Origin of the sequence: Massilia sp. (genome assembly GCF_046293535.1) — a bacterium.
In the GTDB taxonomy this organism is placed as follows: domain Bacteria; phylum Pseudomonadota; class Gammaproteobacteria; order Burkholderiales; family Burkholderiaceae_D; genus Telluria.
Map to the genome: position 1 here is coordinate 17,739 of NZ_JBKBOV010000017.1, position 19,648 is coordinate 37,386.

The window sequence follows — 19,648 nt, forward strand, 5'->3', positions numbered from 1 at the left end:
GGCGCCCGCCGCGTGCCTCGGAAAGGCCGGCCCTGCCGGCCTTTTTCGTTTTGTCCCGGATGTGCGCCGGGACGCACCATCTTCGTCCCGCGCTTGACCCGGTGAACATTTGCCACGATAGCGAATCTGGCCTAATTTTCAAGTTTAATACGTTTGCCACACCCATGCGGTCGTTCGCAGGCTGGAACACGCATGCACCTCAACACCCGTGCGCACAATTGAAAAATTATCGAATTCCCAATATTGCTTCCGGTATGATCGTCGGCAAATTTAGCAATTATTGTTCTGGCTCTCGACGACAAGGGGATGGCACATGACACGAAAGTCACAGCGGTTCAACGGAGCCATGAACGCTTCCATCAATGGCTTTACCTTGGCGCCGGGCGAAGAGCACGATCCGCACGGCCTGCTCGCGCTGCGCGAGCGCGTCGAGGAACGCATGGCCGTCTTGCTGGCCGAGTCCGGCGACGGCGCCGACCTGCTGGGCGCGGCAATGCGCGCCGGCGCCCTCGGCGCGGGCAAGCGCATGCGCCCGCTGCTGGTCATGCTGGTGGCGCGCGACCTCGGCTGCAACTCGCCGGCACTGGTCGACGTCGCCTGCGCCGTCGAAATGGTGCATGCGGCATCGCTGGTGCTCGACGACCTGCCCTGCATGGACAATGCCCGGCTGCGGCGCGGCAAGCCGGCCGTCCACGTCCAGTACGGCGAAGACGTCGCCATCCTGGCCTCGGTCGCCCTGCTGAGCCGCGCCTTCGGCGTGCTGGCCGGCGCCGGCGACATTCCCCCCGTTACCCGGGCCCGCCTGGTGGCCAAATTGGCCGAAACCGTCGGCACCCAGGGCCTGGTGCGCGGCCAGTTCCAGGACCTGCACGGCGGCGCGCGCACGCTCGACGACATCGCCACCACCAATGAACTCAAGACCGGGGTGCTGCTCGGCGTCGCCGTCGACATGGCGGCCATCGTCTGCCAGGCCGACGAGCGCGTGGCGGCCTCGCTGCGCGCCTTCGCGCTGGCGGCCGGCCATGCCTTCCAGATCCGTGACGACCTGATCGACCTGCCGGGCAAGGACATCGCCCTGACCGGCATGGAGAGCGGCAAGGACACCGGCCAGGATCACGGCAAGGCCACCGTGCTCGCCGCGCTCGGCGTCGAGGAGACGCAGCGCCGCCTGGCCCGGCACCTGCACGAGGCGCAGCAGCACCTGGTGGCGGCCCTCGGCCCCACGGCCGCGACCTGCCTGTTCGTGGACAGCCTGTTCGCGCCAGGCCGTGGGCGCGCGCATTGCCCCGCAGAGACTGCCGTGGCGGGCGCCGATGCGGCGCGCAGCCGCGAAGCCGTGGTGAACTGAAAGGCGAAAAGACATCACATGGCGCACTTCGGGGTCGTCGCACCCGCCTTCTATAGCCATTTCAGCGCCCTGGGCGCGCTCGCCGGCGAACTGGTGGAGCGCGGCCACCGCGTCACCTTCGTGCACCGCCCCGATGCGGCCGCCTACGTCAGGGATCCGCGCGTGGGCTTTCACGCGGTGGGCGCCGCGAGCCATCCGCCCGGTTCGCTGGCGGCCGTGCTGCGGCGCGCCGCCAACCCGGGCAGTCCGCTCGGCCTGCGCCGCGTGATCCTCGACATGGCGGGCAGCACCGACATGCTGTGCCATGAACTGCCGCGCGCCATCGACGCGCTCGGCATCGACGCCATCATCGCCGACCAGATGGAAGCGGCCGGGGGCCTGGTCGCCGAAGGGCTCGGCCTGCCCTTCGTCTCGGTGGCCTGCGCCCTGCCGGTGAACCGCGAACCGGGCATTCCGCTGGCCGTCATGCCCTTCGACTATGCCGAGGACGAGCGCACGCGCAAGATCTACGAAGGCAGCACCCGCGTCTACGACTGGATGATGAGCCCGCACCGCCGCAGCATTGCCGCCAACGCGCGCCGCTTCGGCCTGGGCGAACGCGGTGCCCTGCACGAATGCCTGTCGCCGCTGGCCCAGCTCAGCCAGACCGTCAGCGCCTTCGACTTCCCGCGCCGCGCCTTGCCGCCGCACTTTCACCACGTGGGGCCGCTGCGTCCGACCGGCGCGCATGCCGGCGGCCCGAACCGGCACTTCATGCCTGCGATCGCGGCCGGCAAGCCCTTCGTGTTCGCCTCGCTGGGCACCATGCAGGGCGGACGCCTGGCGCTGTTCAAGCGCATCGCGCGAGCCTGCCGCGCGCTCGACGCGCAGTTGCTGGTCGCTCACTGCGGCGGCCTGGATGCCCGCCAGGAGCGCGCCCTCGAGGCGGCCGGCGCCACCTGGGTCTGCGGCTTCGCCGACCAGCAGGCGGCGCTCGAGCGCGCCGACGCGGTGGTCTCGCATGCCGGCTCGAACACGGTGATGGACGCGATCGCCGCACGCACGCCGATCCTGGCCCTGCCGATCGCGTTCGACCAGCCCGGCACCGCCGCGCGCATCGTCCACGCCGGCATCGGCCTGAAGGCATCCGCGCGCCTGGCCGGCAGCGCGCAGTTGGCGCGCCTGCTGCGCCGCCTGCTCGAAGAAAACAGCTTCCGCACCCGCCTGGACGCCCTGGCCGGCAGCGTGGCCGGCGCCGGCGGCACGCCGCGCGCGGCCGACATCATCGAGGCGGCCTTGCCGGGTATGCGTCGGCCGCTTGCCATGGACGCCGCCAACCTTGGATAAGCCCACGCCCGACTACGACCTGGTGCTGGCCGGCGGCGGACTCGCCAACGGCCTGCTGGCCTGGCGCCTGCGCAGCCTGCGCCCGGAGCTGCGCATCCTGCTGCTGGAAAGCGACGAACACATCGGCGGCAACCACACCTGGTCCTTCCACGATTCCGACCTGAGCCCGGACCAGGCGGCCTGGATCGCCCCGCTGGTCAGCCGGCGCTGGCCGCGCTACGACGTCGCCTTCCCGGACCTGGCGCGCACGCTCGAGGGCGGCTACGCCAGCATCGCCTCGAACGACTTCGCGCGCGTGATCGAGCCGGCGCTGGGCGCCGCCCTGCTCACCGGCGCGCGCATCGAATCGCTCACGCCGACGGGCGTGCGCCTGCGCGACGGCCGGCGCATCCACGCGCGCGCCGTCGTTGACGGGCGCGGCATGCGCCCCAGTCCCCGGCTCTCGCTGGGCTACCAGACCTTCCTGGGCCAGGAGCTGCGCCTGGCCGCGCCGCACGGCCTGGACCACCCGGTCATCATGGACGCCACCGTGGCCCAGCAGGGCGGCTACCGCTTCGTCTACCTGCTGCCCTTCGGCCCGGACCGGTTGCTGGTCGAGGACACCCACTACGTCGACAGCGCCGCCTGGCAGCCGGAACGGCTGCGCGCCAACATCGCGGCCTACGTGGCCGCGCGCGGCTGGCAGACAGCCGAAGTCCTGCGCGAGGAACACGGCTCGCTGCCGATCGTGCTGGCCGGCGACTTCGACGCCTTCTGGGACGAGCTGGGCGGACAGCCCAGCAGCGGCCTGCGCGCCGGCCTGTTCCACCCGACCACCGGCTATTCGCTGCCGCATGCGGTGCGCCTGGCCGACGCCGTCGCCGCCCTGCCCGCGTTCGAGGCGCCGCAGCTGTTCGCGGCGATCCGCGCGGAGGCGCGGCGCGAATGGCAGGGGCAGCGCTTCTTCCGCCTGCTCAACCGCATGCTCTTCCTCGCCGGCCGCCCCGAACAGCGCTGGCGCGTGATGCAGCGCTTCTACCGCCTGCCGGCGCCGCTGATCGCACGCTTCTATGCCGGCCGGCCACGCCTGGCCGACAAGGCGCGGGTTCTCAGCGGCAAACCGCCGGTGCCGGTGGGGCAAGCCCTGGCAGCGGCATGCAAGATCCACCCCGACCAGATCAGGAAACCATCATGACTCAGTTCACAAGCGATCGCATCGCACAAGACAAACGGGCCGTGGTGGTCGGCGCCGGTTTCGGCGGCCTCGCGCTCGCCATCCGGCTGCAGGCCAGCGGCATGCAGGTCACGCTGCTCGAAAAACGCGACAAGCCGGGCGGGCGCGCCTATGTCTATGAAGACGAAGGCTTCGTCTTCGACGCCGGGCCGACGGTGATCACCGACCCCTCCTGCATCGAGGAGCTGTTCACCGTCGCCGGCAAGCGCCTGTCCGACTACGTCGAGCTGTTGCCGGTGGCGCCCTTCTACCGCCTGTGCTGGGAAGACGGCAGCCACTTCGATTACGCCAACGACCAGGAGGCGCTCGACCGCCAGATCCATGCGCGCAACCCGGCCGACGTGGAAGGCTACCGCCGCTTCCTGGCCTATTCGAAGGCCGTGTTCGACGAGGGCTACCTGAAGCTGGGCGCCGTGCCTTTCCTGTCCTTCCGCGACATGATCGCGGCGGGTCCGCAGCTGGCGCGCCTGCAGGCCTGGCGCAGCGTCTATGGCCTGGTGGCGAAGTTCATCCAGGACGAGCAGCTGCGCCAGGCCTTCTCCTTCCATTCGCTGCTGGTGGGCGGCAACCCCTTCGCCACGAGTTCGATCTACACCCTCATTCACGCATTGGAACGGCAATGGGGCGTGTGGTTCCCGCGCGGCGGCACCGGCGCCCTGGTGCGCGGCATGGTCAAGCTGTTCCAGGACATCGGCGGGCGCATCGAGCTGAACGCGCCGGTGGCGCACATCGAGGCATCCGGAAACCGCGTCACCGGGGTGCGGGTGGAAGACGGCCGCCTGTTTGGCGCCGATGCGGTGGCCTCGAACGCCGACGTGGTGCACACCTATGCCAAGCTGCTCGGCGCGCACCCGCGCGGCGCGCAACAAGGCGCGGCGCTGCAGAAGAAGCGCTTCAGCAATTCGCTGTTCGTGCTCTACTTCGGCCTGGACAAGCACCACGAGCAGTTGCAGCACCACACGGTCTGCTTCGGCCCGCGCTACCGCGAGCTGATCAAGGACATTTTCCAGGGACAGGAACTGGCCGAGGATTTCTCGCTCTACCTGCACGCGCCCTGCGTCACCGACCCGTCGCTGGCCCCGCCCGGCTGCGGCAGCCACTACGTGCTGGCGCCGGTGCCGCACCTGGGCAATGCGCCGATCGACTGGTCAAGCGAGGGCCCGCGCTACCGCGACCGCATCTTCGACTACCTCGAAGAGCGCTACATGCCGGGCCTGCGCAGCCAGCTGGTCACCAGCCGCTTCTTCACCCCGGTCGACTTCCGCGACCAGCTCAATGCCCACCTGGGTTCGGCCTTCTCGCTCGAGCCGATCCTGACCCAGAGCGCCTGGTTCCGTCCGCACAACCGCGACAGCGAGCTGTCCAACCTCTACCTGGTGGGCGCGGGCACCCATCCGGGCGCCGGCGTGCCGGGCGTGATCGGCTCGGCCAAGGCGACCGCCGGATTGATGATCGCGGAGGCCGCGCAGTCGCGCGCGCCGGCGCCGGCGGTGCGGGAGCTGCGCGCATGAGCCAGGAGCTGATGGACCATGCCACCCGCACCATCGAGGTCGGGTCCAAGAGCTTTGCCGCCGCGGCGCGCCTGTTCGATCCTGGCACGCGGCGCAGCGTGCTGATGCTGTATGCCTGGTGCCGCCACTGCGACGACGTCGTCGACGGCCAGGAGCTCGGTTTCAAGCTGCCGGGCGGCGCGCCGCGCGATGCCGCCGCCAAGCTGGCCGTGCTCGAAGACCAGACCCGGCGCGCCTATGCTGGCGAACCGATGCGCGACCCGGCCTTCGCCGCCTTCCAGGAAGTGGCGCTGCGCCACCGCATCGACCCGCGCTTCGCGCTCGACCACCTGGCCGGCTTCGCGATGGACGTGCAGCAGACCCACTACGAGAGCATCGAGGACACGCTACGCTACTGCTACCACGTGGCCGGCGTGGTCGGGCTGATGATGGCCTCGATCATGGGTGCGCACGACCCGCGCGTGCTGGACCGCGCCTGCGACCTGGGGCTGGCCTTCCAGCTGACCAACATTGCCCGCGACATCGTCGAGGACGCCCGCATGGGCCGCTGCTACCTGCCGGCGCAGTGGCTGCGCGAAGCCGGCATTCCGCCGTCCGCGCTGGCCGATCCGCGCTACCGGGCGCAGTTGGCCAAGGTGGCGGCGCGCCTGGTCGACCACGCCGAGCCCTACTACGCATCGGCCGGTGCCGGCATCGCCGCCCTGCCGCTGCGTTCGGCCTGGGCGATCGCCAGCGCGCGCAACGTCTACCGGCAGATCGGCATCGAGGTCAAGCGGCGCGGGGCGCATGCCTGGGACGCGCGCACCGGCACCGGCAAGGCGGCCAAGCTGTGGCTGCTGGCGAAGGGGGCGGCCGGCGCCCTCGGCTCGCGTTTCAGTGGTCCTGCGCTGCCGCGCGATCCGGCGCTGTGGCAGCGTCCGGGCGGCGCGGCGGACGCCCCCCATGCCGCGCATGCAAGGCCTGCTTGAGCTTGTGGACCGGCGGCGCGTACAGGAAGCCGAAGGACACGGCGCCATCCTTGCCTTCGACCGCGTGGTGCATGCGGTGGGCCTGGTACAGGCGCTTGAGGTAGCCGCTGCGCGGCGTGTAGCGGAAGGGCCAGCGCTGGTGCACCAGGCCGTCGTGGGCGACGAAGTACAGGGCGCCATAGGCGGTCATGCCGGCGCCGATCCACTGCAGCGGCCAGGCGCCTTCGGTGCCGAACCAGATCAGGGCGATCGCCACGCCCGCGAACACCACGGCGTACAGGTCGTTCTTCTCGAACCACCCGGTGCGCGGCTCATGGTGCGAGCGGTGCCAGCCCCAGCCGAAGCCATGCATCACATACTTGTGCGCGACGATGGAAAACACTTCCATCAGCACGACGGTGAGCACGACGATGAAGGCGTTGAGCAGCATGGCGAATAAACAGGATCAATGGAATACATCGAGCCTACCACAGGCGCCGCGCCGCACAAGCGCCGCACGCGGCGCGCCGCGGTTCAGCGACGGTACAAGCATTCTCATCAATGAAAGGACATCCATGCGTCACCTACTGCTTTCCTGCGCCCTGCTGCTGGCGCTGCCCGCATCGGCCGCCACGGTCGAAGTACGGGTATCGAACGTCGCCGGCGGCAAGGGCAAGGTCAATGTCGCCGTGTGCGACCGCGAGCGCTTCCTCAAGCAGTGCGCCTACAGCGCCTCGGTCCCGGCCCGGGCCGGCGAGACCGTGGTCAGCCTGAAGGATATTCCGCCCGGCACCTGGGCGGTACTGGCCTACCAGGACGAGAACGAAAACAACCAGCTCGACCGCAACTTCATCGGCATCCCCAAGGAGAACTACGGCTTCAGCCGCGACGCCGCCAGCCGCTTCGGCCCGCCGGGTTTCGACGATGCCGCCATCGAAGTGCGCGACGGGACCACGGTCGCGCCGATCAAGCTGCATTGACGCACTGAAAGCGTGCCGCCCACGCCCCACAGCGACGCCCGCGCATGGCAGCCGCGCACCTTCCTGACGCATGTCGGGAGGGTCCGAAAATAACGATAGGAATCGATTAACTCTTCATGTATCTTTGCACTCCACGAGAGGCCGGGCAGCGTTTCCGGCCGTGTCCATAACACGAAGCGGGCCCACAAAGCCCGTATCTCCTTGCTACGGGGAAACAAGCAAATGAATGAGTTGGTCTCTACCCTGAACGAATACGTCTGGAGCACGGCACTGATCGCGCTCTGCCTGGGCGCCGGGCTTTACTTTTCGGTCCGGTCGCGCTTCCTGCAGCTACGTCACATCCGCGAGATGTTCCGCCTGCTCATGGAAGGGAAAAGCTCGGACCAGGGCGTGTCCTCGTTTCAGGCCCTGACCATGACGCTGGCCGGCCGTGTCGGCACCGGCAACATCGCCGGCGTCGCCACCGCCATTACCTTCGGTGGTCCCGGCGCGGTGTTCTGGATGTGGATGGTGGCCTTCCTGGGCGCCAGCTCGGCCTTCGTCGAATCCACTCTTGGCCAGGTGTACAAGGAATCGATCAACAAGCAGTACCGCGGCGGACCCGCCTTCTATATCGAAAAAGGCCTGGGCGTGAAATGGTACGCCCTGCTGTTCGCTTTCGTGACCGTCATCGCCACCGGCCTGCTGCTGCCGGGCGTGCAGGCCAACGCGATCGCCGAAAGCCTGAAATCCGCTACCGGCGTCGAGAACGCCACGACCGGCGCCTTGCTGGCGATCGCGCTGGCTTTCATCATCTTCGGCGGCGTCAAGCGCATCGCGACCTTCGCCGAATTCGTGGTGCCCTTCATGGCGCTCGGCTACATCGTCGTCGCCTGCATCGTCATTCTCCTGCACATCGAGCAGCTGCCGGCCGTGATCTCCTTGATCCTCACCTCGGCCTTCGGCGCGGACGCCGCCTTCGGCGCCATCCTCGGCATGGCGATCCAGTGGGGCGTCAAGCGCGGCGTGTATTCGAACGAAGCCGGCCAGGGCACCGGCCCGCACGCTTCGTCGGCGGCGGAAGTGAGCCACCCGGCCAAGCAGGGCCTGGTGCAGGGCTTCTCGGTCTATGTCGACACCCTGTTCGTGTGCTCGGCCACCGCTTTCATGCTCCTGATTACCGGCCAGTACAACGTGCAGGCGCCGGACGGCAGCCCGATGTTCACCGGCATCCAGGGCGTGGCGGCAGGCCCGGGCTATGTCCAGACTGCGCTGGAGAACATCATGCCGGGCTTCGGCTCGCTGTTCGTCGCCATCGCCCTGGTGTTCTTCGCCTTCACGACGATCGTGGCCTATTACTACATCGCCGAAACCAACATCGCGTATATCAACCGCGCCACCAGCCGTCCCTGGATGGCCTTCGTCCTGAAGCTGTGCATCATCGCCGCGACCTTCTACGGCACCATCCGGACCGCCGACGCGGCCTGGGCGCTGGGCGACCTGGGCGTGGGCCTGATGGCCTGGCTGAACATCATCGCCATCCTCCTGATGCGTAACGTGGCCTTCAAGTGCCTGCGCGACTACGAGGCGCAGAAGGCCCAGGGCAAGGACCCGGTCTTCGATCCGGTGGCGCTGGGCATCAAGAATGCCGACTACTGGGTGCAGCGCAACAGCCAGGCCGCGGCCGAGGGCAAGGCGGCAGGCGGCGCCGTGGCCACCGAGCCGGCCAGCTGCGCCTTCGCAGCGGCCGCGCGGTCCGGCGCGGCCGCTGCCCCGTCTCTGTTATACTGTGCGCGGGTGTTCGTACCATGGGGGTACGGCAGGATGCGCGATGGTCGGGCCGCCACGCGGTTTATTCACGACCATCCTATGCACGATATCCGTCCGATCTCCCTCCCCACGTCCCTTTCCCGCCATGTCGCCACGGAGGCCGCATGATCCGTATCGAGCGCCCTCTCTCGCTGAGCTTCAAGGAATTCTTCGAGTCGAGCAAGGCCGGCGGCATCATCCTCATCCTGTGCACGATCCTCTCGCTGTCGGTCGCCAACTCCACGCTCGGTCCCGTCTATCTCGGTTTCTGGCATCAGTACGTCGCCGGCCTGAGCATCGAGCACTGGGTCAACGACGCCCTGATGGCGATCTTCTTCCTGCTGATCGGCCTCGAGCTGAAACGCGAACTGGTCAACGGCGAACTGTCCGACCTGCGTAACGCCATGCTGCCGATGCTGGCCGCCGCGGGCGGCATCGCGGTGCCGGCCCTGGTCCACTTCGCCCTGAACGCCGGCACGCCCACGCAGGCCGGCGTCGGCATCCCGATGGCCACCGACATCGCCTTCGCGCTGGGCGTGCTGGCCCTGCTCGGCAGCCGGGTGCCGGCCTCGCTCAAGATTTTTTTGACGGCGCTGGCCGTGATGGACGACCTCGGGGCGATCATCGTCATCGCCCTGTTCTATACCGCCGAGCTGTCCTTCCTTTACCTGCTGGGGGCGCTGGCCGTGTTCGCCGGCCTGCTGGCGCTGAACCGGGTGCTGCGCGTGATGGCGCTGCTGCCATACCTGCTGGGTGGCGCGCTGATGTGGTTCCTGATGCTCAAGTCCGGCGTGCACGCGACAATCGCCGGCGTGCTGCTGGCCTTCGCCATTCCCTATTCCGCCAGGGAAGACGACGCACAATCGCCTTCGCACCGTCTCGAACACATCCTGCACAAGCCGGTCACCTTCCTGATCCTGCCGGTGTTCGCGCTGGCCAACACGGGCATCGTGATCGGCGCGGGCTGGGCGACCGAACTGCTCAGTGCAAACAGCCTCGGCATCATCCTCGGCCTGGTCGCCGGCAAACCGGTCGGCATCTTCCTGTTCAGCTTTGCGGCGGTCGCGCTCGGGCTGTGCCGCCTGCCGCTGGACCTGGCCTGGCGCCACGTGCTGGGCGCGGGCCTGCTCGGCGGGATCGGCTTCACGATGTCGATCTTCATCACCAATCTCGCCTTCGTTGGCGCGGGCGACACCATCAACGCATCCAAGATGGCGATCCTGGTGGCCTCGCTGGTGGCCGGCGTCGCCGGCTTCGCCTGGCTGAAGCTGCTGGGCGGGCCGCTGGCCACCGACCGCGATACCGACACGCTGGATTTCGAGGCGGACGAAGCCCCGCGCTGACCGGAACGAGCGGCGCGCAGTGAAGGCGATCCTGCATCCGGCGCGTGCTCGGCGAACGCCGTACGCCCTGCCGCCTTCCGGAAGCGCATCCCATCGTCGGGTAAGACCCGGGCAAGCGCGTCGTTCCGGCGCCGCGCTCAAGCCGGATCGACGATGGTCACGGTGCCGTGCTCGCCGTCGACTTCCACCAACTGGCCGTCGCACAGCCGTGCGAACACGTCGCCGATGCCCGCCACGCAGGGCTTGTTCAGCTCGCGCGCGACCAGCGCCCCATGCTGCAGCACGCCGCCGACCTCAAGGACGATGGCGCCCGCACTGATGAACAGCGGGGTCCAGCCCGGATCGGTGGTGAACGCCACCAGGATGTCGCCTGGCGCCACCGCCTTTTCGTGCGCCGTGCGCAGGCACTTCACGCGGCCGCGCACCACCCCCGGCGACAGCCCCGTCCCGCGCAACTGGCCTGCGGCACCGGTGCATGGCGGGGCGCGCAGGATGCGGCCGCGCGAGTCGAGCAGCGCCGGGAACGTCCGTACCTGGCGCGCCAGCAGGTCGAGGAAAGCGCCGCGTTCCCGCAGACGAGCGCGCAGGCAGGCGCCGGCGCCGGCCGGTTCCGGTTCGAGGTCTGCATACGCCAGGCCGAAAACGTCCTGCGCATTGTCCAGCCGGCCGGTCGCCGCCAGTTCGGCCCCCTTCGCCAGAACGTGTTCGCGCAGGCGCTGGCGGGCCAGCAGGTTGAAGTGCTTGGGCGTGTCGCGCGTGCCGGCAAACAGGCTGCTCATCGCATACAGGCGCTTGAGCAACAGGCGCCGCAGCGGGCCGAAGCGCGCCAGCAGCGCGCGATAGGCCGCTTCGCGCTCGCCCGCCAGCTGCCGGTGCGCGGCTTCCGGATCGTGGCCGGCCGGCGCGGCCGCCATGAAGGACATCTGGCGCAGCAGCATGGCCGGATCGTCGCGATAGCTCGGATGGGCCAGGTCCATCTCGCCCGGACCGCGGCATCCATAGGTCGCCATGAAGCGCTGCCACGCGTCGAGGAAGGAGGTCGGCAATTCGGCGCGCGCGATCCTTTGCGCCAGCACGCCGGGATCGGCGAGATCCGCGGGCGGCAGCATGCGCGCGAGGCGATACATGGCGATGCCCATGTCGACCACCAGGTTGCCGCTCATCCCACGGCCCAGTTGTGCGACGAGCCGCTGCTCGACGGCACAGTCCTTGCGCGCCAGGCGGTTCAGCGCGCCGGCCGCACCAAGGCCGGCCACCATCGCCGGCATCGCGATATCGATCACGGTCTCCGCGACGATGGCGCCGAGCCGCTCCTGCAGCGCCGGCAGACTGGTGCCGGCTTCGACCGGCGCCGACAGCATGGTCTTTGCCCGGCACTCACGCTGGCGGTACAGGCGGTGCGCATGTTGAGGGGCGGCAAACGCCTGCAGGCTGCGCCACAGCGGGCGCCGCAGGCGCCAGAGCATGCGCGGCAGCAGGCGCAACAGCGGCAATGCGGATGCCCGCTGCGGCGCCCGGTAGCGCGCCACGTCGATCGTCGCCAGCGTTCTGGCCAGCAGCGCGTCGGTCGGCGCATTGCTGCGCGCCAGCTGCCGCGGCGTGGCCAGCCATAGCATGCGCGACAGGTTCAGGTACATGCGTCCGCCCTGGATGCTCAGCCATCCGTCGGCGCGGTCGAGCGGCAGCGCGACCGCGCCGGCACAGTGCGCCACCATGCAGGCGATCGTATGTCGCAGCCAGTCCTGTCCCATGGGCGAGACCGGCGCATTGATCGTCATCCCCTTGGCCAGGGCGATGTCCAGGTACAGCGTCCGTGGCGCGCCCGGCGCCGACAACATGGCGGGCGGCAGCGGCACCCAGGTGCTCACCGGCCTGGCCTGCAGAACGTGCAGGGTGCCGACGGCGAACGCGAACTCCACATCCATCGGCCTGCCGAACAGAGACTCGATGCGCGCCAGCATCGCCGCCAGCGCTTCCAGCTGCGCGGGCGCGAGGCAGGGTGCTTCGCTGCCGCAGCCGCTACGCTCCAGCGTCCCGGTAGCCGGCGCCAGCACGCTGGCGATCCGTTTGCTGCCCAGCGAGCCGCCGAGCACGCGTCCGCTTGCCTTGTCCAGCACGAACTGGTCGGCCATGACACGGCCGTCGACGACAGCGTCGCCCAGCCCCCAGTTGGCGCTGACGAGCATCTCGTCATGGTCGTTCGTCAGCGGATTGATGGAAAAACCCACCCCCGACACCTCGCTGTCGAGCTGCCGTTGGACAATCACGGCAATGGCAGGGCCGAACACCGGCAGGCCGCGCGCCGCCTTGTAGGCCAGCACGGGTAGATCCAGGCAGGACGCGAAGCATGCACGGACGGCCTGGCCGATATCCTGCACCGCAACACCCAGGCAGCTGCGGTAGACACCGGCGAACGAAGCGTTGTCCAGGTCTTCTTCCGGCGCGGACGAGCGCACGGCGAAGCCTGCCTCGGCGCCCCACGCGACGCAATCGCGGACCAGCCCGTCGAGTACCCGGGATTGCGCGGGCGTCCAGTCGAGCGCGGCCAAGGCCGCCTGCACCGGCGCGCAATGCGCCTCCCACTCCGCTTGCGGGGCGCGGGTCAGGGCCTGCCAGGCGGGCATGGCGCCGACCTGCGCGATCCAGGGGGCGAAAAAGTCTGTCGTCAGGACCATGGCGGCCGGCACCGGGAAGCCGGCGCGCGCCAGCAGGTCGAGGGCGTGGGCCTTGCCGCCGGCCAGGGCGCGCGTGAGCGGATGGCTGCCGCCGACCAGCATCCGGCATGGTCCCGCCTCGAGCGCTATCGCCGGCGCTTCCGTTCCAGGCTGGGCAGTATGGGCGTCCATGGAGCCGCATCATCCTACGGATTCCCGCCATTTGGCAAGCACTACCCCGGCGGCATGACAGGCACGGCTTTCCTGCTAAGAATCTATCCCGGTAGGGAGGAGCAAGCTGGCGGCGATGCATGGCAAGCGCGCCGAAAGCGACTCATTTCCTACTGGGATAGGTTCTAAGACAGGCGCCCGTGTTCCGCATACGTCGACAAGGCCACGATGGCGCTGCCTGCGACGACGATCAACGCGTCCTCGATCAGGCCGCTGCGGGTCTGGCCGATGCGCGCCATGGCCTGCTTGCGGCCGGCCAGCGTCAGGTAGGCGAGCGGTACGGCGGTGGCGATCGCTGCCGCCGCGCCGGCCTTTTCCCGGCCCTTGGGCGCCAGCGCCGCACCGGCAATGCCCGCGCTCATGACCCGTGCCAGCAGGCCCAGGGCCACGGTGCGATCGGGCGCGGTTTTCATCTTGTCGCCGATCAGCTCACCCGCCCCCATTGCTAGTGCGCCATATTTGAACAGCGGGCGGTCGAGCAGGAACAGCTCGCCCGGGGTGTCGCGCTTGGCCAGGCGCGCCGTGGCGATGGTGGCCATCGGGGTCATCGAACGTGCGCTGGCGACGGCGCCGATCAGGATGGAAGAAAGCAGGCTGGGAATTCTCATTGTGGCGGACTCCTAAGGTGAAGGTTGCTCATGTCGCTCGACTGTAGCTTTCCCTCTCCCTTTCTGTCGCCACTCTGCCTTCCGTCCTGTTCTCAGGCGCAAAGGATCATTTGCAGCAGCCCGGCCACCAGGTCGTTCAACGCGACGCCGTATTCCTTGCTCAGCGTTTGCAGCTCCTGTACCAGGACGCGATTGAGCTTGACGGCAAACGGCAGCACCGAAGGCGGCGCCTCGCTCCCATCTGGTTCATCAACTCCTTATCCTAGTCTCGCGCCGTATCGAGCAGCGCCAGCAACGCGGCGGCATTGCCGTCCTTCGGCCAGCCGATCACATGGCCGGCCGGTTTGCCGTCCTCGAGCAGGAAGAACTCGGGCGTGTTCGCTTCGGCGATCAGGATCCATTCCTTCGTATCGTAGGCAACGCGCAGGGGCAGCGTCGGATTCGCCGCATTCCACTCGGCCAGGTACCAGAAGGGAATGGGCTCGCGCGGCGAGATCAGGAGCTTCAGGTTCGCCTGCCGCAGGCGCGCCAGCAAGACAGGGTTCGCGCGCAGGGCGGCGAGCGCGTCGCGCGAAAAATGGCAGCCGGCGCCCACCACCATCACCAGTTCCACGCCGGCAGGTGGAGGATCGGCGCGGCGCACCAGCACATCCTTGCCGGCGTCGTACTCGTACAGGCTGCGTCCGCTGAACGCCGTGCCCAGCGTGTCGAGCACGGTGGGAATCTTGTGCTTGCCGAGATGCGGCCGCCCGGCTGCAAAGCTCCTGGCTTCCTCGAAGCGGCGGGCCGCGAGCATGCCATACAGCACGCTGTCATCGAAGCCGCGCCGGGTGTCGATGCCGCGCGCGGCCATTTCGCGGTGTACGGACAACAGGTGTCCGGTGGCAGGCGAAGCGGGATCGAGGTTGCTGGCCAGGAGGGCGGCATCGAACAGCGCCGGCAGATCGCCCGGCGCCTGCCGGCGCAGCGCCGCCGGCTTCATCCGCCCTGCAAACACCGAGTCGTAATAGCTGACCATGGGCTTCATCCGCCTGGCGGAGCTCGCATCCGCGGCAGGCGCCCGTTCCTCGTCGAGCTCCCTGTAGAGTTGCTCGAAACGGTCGAGCTGTGCTTCGAGCGCGCCCGATGGCGGCGGCAGGCGTACCGGGGCGCCGGACAGGTTCTCGCTGTAGCCTTTGGCGTAGGCAGCCAGGTCGAAGAAAGCCAGGACTTGCCCGATCTGGCTGGCGTCCAGCTCGCGCACGAGCTGGGTAGCGCTGAAGCCACCCATGCCCTTGTCCCGCCAGACTATTCCACGAAGCAAGCGCCGTTTGCCATAGGGCGTCAGCGCATCGAGCGGGGTCGGCCGGCCGGAGGCCAGCACCTCATCGAGCTGGGCTTTGGAACGCACGACGGAAGGTTCGCCAGCCTGTACTGGAATAGTCCAGCAGGCCAGGCACAGCAACAGTACGCCAGGAGAGAGTCGAGCAGCCATGCTTGCTCCATCCACTTGGTTTTCGTTGGGCCGAGTATATCGGCGGCCCCGGCGGTATGGAGGCCGGCATGGCCGGAACAGTGCATTTTATGCGGAGAGGGTGGCGGCGCTGTGCGGATCGGGATGGGCCGAGTCGCGCGGCCTATCCCGATGGATCTTACTTCAACCTGCAGGTCAGCGCCCAGCAGCTGTCCCAGCGGCCGATCTTGATCTCGCGCACCGCCGTGCCGAGGCGCTTGCGCAGCGCGCTATCGGTCGGGTAGTTCTTGGGCAACTCGTGGCGCTTGCCGTCGGCATCGACGAACTGGGCCCAGGTATTGCCTTGTGCGTCGGTGCGAGCGACCGTCGGGCTGGCGCCTTCGACATACTCGTCGTCGATCAGCACCAGGAGCGCATTCGAGCCGACGCGGGCGCGCAGGCCGGCGATGAAGGCGTCCTGCTCTTCCTTCCTGAAATGCGACCACAGGAAGCCGGCGAATACCGCGCTAAATTTCCCGAGGTCGGTCGGCAAATTCAGCGCGTCGGCCACGCGGTACTGCACGTTCTCCAGCCCTTCCCCATGCTCGCGCGCCACGTTCAGCATCGCTTCGCTGATGTCGGTCGCCAGCACCGATTGCGCGGTTTCGGCGATGACGTCGGTGAAATAGCCGGTGCCGCAGCCCAGTTCCAGCACGGTATGCCCGCGCAGCAGATCCGCGACCTGCTCGGCGACGTCGTCCAGGTCGTCCTGGCGGTCTTCGTCGCTCTCGTCGTGGAATTGGGCGTCGTAGTGCTCGGCAATCGCGGTATAGAAATCGGCGACAGGGTTGTTGCTCATGGTGTTTCCTTGTAATTACAGTTCGTAGTTCTCGCCGCCGCGCATGGCGGACTCGACCATCTTGCGGTTCAGGGTCGGGGCGAGCAGTTCGATGAAGGTGTAGATGTAGCTGCGCAGGTAGGCGCCCTGCTTGATCGCCACGCGCGAGGTGTTCATGCCGAACAGGTGGCCCACGGGAATGGCGCGCAGGTTGCGGTCGCGCTCCGGGTCGAAGGCCATGCCGGCGATGATGCCCACGCCCATGCCCAGCTCGACATAGGTCTTGATGACGTCGGCGTCGATCGCCTCCAGCAGCACGTCCGGCTTCAGGCTGCGCAGGCCAAAGGCATGGTCGATCTTGCTGCGGCCGGCAAAGGCGGCATCATAGGTGATGACCGGGTAAGAGGCGATTTCCTCCAACGACACGGCTTTCGAGCGCAGCAGCGCATGCTCGACCGGCACCACCAGCACGTGCTCCCACTGGTAGCACGGCAGCGTGATCAGGCCGTCGATGGCGGCGATCGACTCGGTGGCGATGGCCAGGTCGGCCTGGTCGTTCTTGACCATGTCGGCGATCTGCCGCGGATTGCCTTGCAATAAGGACAAGCGCACCTTGGGATACTTCTGCATGAAGGCCTGCACCACCTTGGGCAGCATGTAGCGCGCCTGGGTATGGGTGGTGGCGATGGTGAAGCTGCCGCTGTCGTGGGCCGCGTATTCCTTGCCGATGCGCTTGAGGCTGTCGATCTCCTGCATGATCAGCTCGACCGACTGCAGCACCAGGCGGCCCGGCTCGGTCAAGCCGCGGATGCGCTTGCCGTGGCGGGTGAAGATGTCGACGCCGAGCTCTTCCTCGAGCTCGATAATCGCTTTCGACACCCCCGGCTGGGAGGTGAACAGCGCCTTGGCCGCATCGGTCAGGTTGTAGTTCTGGCGCACGGCTTCGCGCACGAAGCGCAGCTGGTGGAGATTCATGAAGTGGTATCGGTTCTTGTGATTGTGTCAGCAGATGACATTTTAAGATGCTTATTCAAGTTACGCATATAAGCAAATGAATTCTCCGTAGTTTGGAATATAAGCAGCGGTCCGTACACTTGGGCTTACATTTAACGGGTGGACAATGTTTGCGGCGGTTTCGCAAGTTGTTGCACACCTTGCCCCTCACTGGACGAGACCATGTACCGCTACGACCACTACGACCATCTCATCGTGCGCGAACGCATCGCGCAGTACCGCAGCCAGGTGGAACGCCGCCTGTCCGGTGAGCTGACCGAAGAAGAATTCATCCCCCTGCGCCTCCAGAACGGCCTGTACATGCAGCGCCACGCCTACATGCTGCGTGTCGCCGTGCCCTATGGCCTGCTGGCATCGAAGCAGATGCGCATGTTCGCCCATATTGCCCGTAAGTACGACCGTGGTTACGGCCATTTCACCACCCGCCAGAACATCCAGTACAACTGGATTGAGCTGGAGCAAACTCCGCAAATCCTGGAAGACCTGGCCTCGGTCGAGATGCACGCCATCCAGACGTCGGGCAACTGCATCCGCAACATCACTACCGACGAGTTCGCCGGCGTGGCTCTAGATGAGATCATCGACCCGCGCCCCTTCGCCGAGATCCTGCGCCAGTGGAGCACCTTCCACCCCGAGTTCATCGCCCTGCCGCGCAAGTTCAAGGTGGCCATCAACGGCGCCCTGGAAGACCGCGCGGCGATCGCCATCCACGACATCGGCCTGACCCTGGTGAGGAACGACGCGGGCGAAGTCGGCTTCAAGTTCATGGCCGGCGGCGGCATGGGCCGTACCCCGATCCTGGGCTCGGTCATCCGCGACTTCCTGCCCTGGCAGCACCTGCTCACCTATACCGAAGCCGTGATGCGCGTGTACAACCAGCACGGCCGCCGCGATAACAAGTACAAGGCCCGCATCAAGATCCTGCTGAAGGCCCTCGGCGTCGAGGAATTCACCCGCCAGGTGGAAGAAGAGTGGAAAGACCTGAAGGATGGTCCGGAAACCCTGACCCAGGAGGAGTTCGACCGCGTCGCCCAGTGGTTCCAGCCGCACGGCTACGCCAAGCTCGACGACATCGACGTGAGCGCCCAGCACGCGGACAACCGCGCCTTTGCCAACTGGGTCAACCGCAACGTCAAGCCGCACAAGGTGCCGGGTTACGCCGCCGTGGTGCTGTCGCTCAAGAAAACCGGCGTGCCGCCGGGCGACGCCACCGCCGAGCAGATGGACTTCGTGGCCGACCTGGCCGACAAGTACAGCTTCGGCGAACTGCGCGTGACGCACGAGCAGAACCTGGTGCTGGCCGACGTCGAGCAGTCGAAACTCTTCGAGCTGTGGCAGTTGGCCAAGGCCAAGGGCCTGGCCACGCCGAACATCGGCCTCCTGACCGACATCATCGCCTGCCCGGGCGGCGACTTCTGCTCGCTGGCGAACGCCAAGTCGATCCCGATCGCGGCAGCGATTGCCGAGCGTTTCGACAACCTCGACTTCCAGCACGACATCGGCGACATCGAACTGAACATCTCGGGCTGCATCAACGCCTGCGGCCACCACCACGTGGGCGCGATCGGCATCCTCGGCGTCGACAAGGACGGCAGCGAGTGGTACCAGGTATCGATCGGCGGCTCGCAGGGCAACACTTCCGCCATCGGCAAGATCATCGGCCCGTCCTTCTCGGCGGTGCAGATGCCGGAAGTGGTCGGCCGCCTGCTCGAAATCTACGTGCGCGAGCGCTTCGAAGGCGAACGCTTCGTCGACACCGTGCAGCGCCTCGGTGTCGCGCCGTTCAAGGAACATGTCTATGCCACGCCGATCGCGGCGGGCGAACTGGTTGGGGAAGACCACTATGCCTAATTTCGTCCTGCACAAGCAGATCATCAAACACCGCGAAGTGGTCGAGGACGACTGGAGCGTGCTGCGTCTCGCGGAAGGCGAAGCGCCGGAAACCGTGGAAGTACCGCAAGGCCGCGTCATCGTGCCCCTGGCCGTATGGCAGGCGCAGCGTGCTCTGCTTTCCGGTCGCGCCGAGATCGGCGTCTGGCTGGCGCCGGACGAACAGGCGGCGGCGATCAAGGACGACCTGCACCGTTTTGGGGTGATCGCCGTCGACTTCCCGAAGTTCTCGGACGGCCGCGGCTACTCGATCGCCTTCAACCTGCGCAAGCGCCTGGCCTATGCCGGCGAGCTGCGCGCGATCGGCGACGTGCTGCGCGACCAGCTGTGGCCCATGTCGCGCGTCGGCTTCGACGCCTTCGCCACCCGCCAGGACCGCAGCATCATTGATGCGCTCAAGGGCCTGACCGTGTTCTCGGAAACCTACCAGGCCTCGGTCGACCAGCCGCTGCCGCTGTTCCGCCGCGCGCCCCGTGGCACGCCGCCGGAACTGCTGGATGCCGGCGCCGGCATTTAAGGAATCGA

At 67.6% G+C, this 19,648-nt stretch carries 16 protein-coding genes and 1 pseudogene; 10 read left to right on the forward strand and 7 right to left on the reverse strand.

Annotated features, from left to right (window positions below):
- Positions 1–346: 346 nt before the first annotated feature.
- The 5 genes from ACK4S9_RS11300 to crtB are packed head-to-tail and all read left to right on the forward strand — an operon-like array spanning position 347 to position 6,366.
- Positions 347–1,348: a polyprenyl synthetase family protein gene (locus ACK4S9_RS11300; protein ID WP_409725581.1), complete on the forward strand. Its 1,002-nt coding sequence runs from the start codon at positions 347–349 to the stop codon at positions 1,346–1,348.
- A gap of 18 nt (positions 1,349–1,366) precedes the next feature.
- Complete coding sequence (locus ACK4S9_RS11305) at positions 1,367–2,674, forward strand: glycosyltransferase (protein ID WP_409725583.1); 1,308 nt, start codon at positions 1,367–1,369, stop codon at positions 2,672–2,674.
- On the forward strand, positions 2,667–3,848 hold the full coding sequence (crtY, locus tag ACK4S9_RS11310) for a lycopene beta-cyclase CrtY (protein ID WP_409725585.1): 1,182 nt from the start codon (positions 2,667–2,669) through the stop codon (positions 3,846–3,848). Before ACK4S9_RS11305 ends, crtY begins: the two co-directional genes overlap by 8 nt.
- Positions 3,845–5,398: a phytoene desaturase gene (locus tag ACK4S9_RS11315; protein ID WP_409725587.1), complete on the forward strand. Its 1,554-nt coding sequence runs from the start codon at positions 3,845–3,847 to the stop codon at positions 5,396–5,398. Before crtY ends, ACK4S9_RS11315 begins: the two co-directional genes overlap by 4 nt.
- Positions 5,395–6,366, forward strand: a complete 972-nt coding sequence (gene crtB / locus ACK4S9_RS11320) for a 15-cis-phytoene synthase CrtB (protein ID WP_409725589.1) — start codon at positions 5,395–5,397, stop codon at positions 6,364–6,366. The genes ACK4S9_RS11315 and crtB overlap by 4 nt, the downstream gene beginning before the upstream one ends.
- Here crtB and ACK4S9_RS11325 read toward each other — a convergent pair.
- On the reverse strand, positions 6,272–6,796 hold the full coding sequence (locus ACK4S9_RS11325) for a sterol desaturase family protein (RefSeq protein ID WP_409725591.1): 525 nt from the start codon (positions 6,794–6,796) through the stop codon (positions 6,272–6,274). The two genes, crtB and ACK4S9_RS11325, sit on opposite strands and share 95 nt — an antisense overlap.
- A gap of 124 nt (positions 6,797–6,920) precedes the next feature.
- On the opposite strand from ACK4S9_RS11325, the gene ACK4S9_RS11330 reads away from it, so the two are divergent.
- The 3 genes and pseudogenes from ACK4S9_RS11330 to nhaA all read left to right on the forward strand — a co-directional run bounded on the left by ACK4S9_RS11330 (position 6,921) and on the right by nhaA (position 10,456).
- Positions 6,921–7,325 (forward strand): DUF2141 domain-containing protein, encoded by a 405-nt coding sequence (locus tag ACK4S9_RS11330; RefSeq protein WP_409725593.1) that lies wholly within the window; start codon positions 6,921–6,923, stop codon positions 7,323–7,325.
- Positions 7,326–7,547: 222 nt separating this feature from the next.
- Positions 7,548–8,963, forward strand: a pseudogene (locus ACK4S9_RS11335) (alanine/glycine:cation symporter family protein); the annotation flags it as partial.
- 275 nt (positions 8,964–9,238) lie between these two features.
- On the forward strand, positions 9,239–10,456 hold the full coding sequence (gene nhaA, locus ACK4S9_RS11340; protein WP_409725595.1) for a Na+/H+ antiporter NhaA: 1,218 nt from the start codon (positions 9,239–9,241) through the stop codon (positions 10,454–10,456).
- Between the two features lie 137 nt (positions 10,457–10,593).
- Here the strand turns inward: nhaA and ACK4S9_RS11345 are convergent, their stop codons facing one another.
- From ACK4S9_RS11345 to ACK4S9_RS11370, 6 genes are all read right to left on the reverse strand, one after another.
- Positions 10,594–13,302: a PEP/pyruvate-binding domain-containing protein gene (locus ACK4S9_RS11345; protein WP_409725597.1), complete on the reverse strand. Its 2,709-nt coding sequence runs from the start codon at positions 13,300–13,302 to the stop codon at positions 10,594–10,596.
- A 164-nt stretch (positions 13,303–13,466) separates the two neighbouring features.
- The gene (locus ACK4S9_RS11350; protein WP_409725599.1) at positions 13,467–13,949 is read right to left on the reverse strand and encodes a hypothetical protein; all 483 of its coding nucleotides are present in this window, start codon (positions 13,947–13,949) and stop codon (positions 13,467–13,469) included.
- Positions 13,950–14,041: 92 nt separating this feature from the next.
- Entirely contained in the window at positions 14,042–14,167 is a 126-nt protein-coding gene (locus ACK4S9_RS11355) for a hypothetical protein (RefSeq protein ID WP_409725601.1), read from the reverse strand.
- A 44-nt stretch (positions 14,168–14,211) separates the two neighbouring features.
- The gene (locus ACK4S9_RS11360) at positions 14,212–15,339 is read right to left on the reverse strand and encodes a hypothetical protein (protein ID WP_409725603.1); all 1,128 of its coding nucleotides are present in this window, start codon (positions 15,337–15,339) and stop codon (positions 14,212–14,214) included.
- Positions 15,340–15,580: 241 nt separating this feature from the next.
- Positions 15,581–16,240 carry a class I SAM-dependent methyltransferase gene (locus tag ACK4S9_RS11365; protein ID WP_409725605.1) on the reverse strand — a complete coding sequence of 220 codons (660 nt, stop codon included), beginning with the start codon at positions 16,238–16,240 and terminating at the stop codon, positions 15,581–15,583.
- A gap of 15 nt (positions 16,241–16,255) precedes the next feature.
- Positions 16,256–17,194 (reverse strand): CysB family HTH-type transcriptional regulator, encoded by a 939-nt coding sequence (locus ACK4S9_RS11370; protein ID WP_409725607.1) that lies wholly within the window; start codon positions 17,192–17,194, stop codon positions 16,256–16,258.
- 201 nt (positions 17,195–17,395) lie between these two features.
- Here ACK4S9_RS11370 and ACK4S9_RS11375 point away from each other — a divergent pair, with 201 nt between their 5' ends.
- Positions 17,396–19,084 (forward strand): nitrite/sulfite reductase, encoded by a 1,689-nt coding sequence (locus ACK4S9_RS11375; protein ID WP_409725609.1) that lies wholly within the window; start codon positions 17,396–17,398, stop codon positions 19,082–19,084.
- Positions 19,077–19,640 (forward strand): DUF934 domain-containing protein, encoded by a 564-nt coding sequence (locus tag ACK4S9_RS11380; RefSeq protein WP_409725611.1) that lies wholly within the window; start codon positions 19,077–19,079, stop codon positions 19,638–19,640. The genes ACK4S9_RS11375 and ACK4S9_RS11380 overlap by 8 nt, the downstream gene beginning before the upstream one ends.
- Positions 19,641–19,648: the final 8 nt, after the last annotated feature.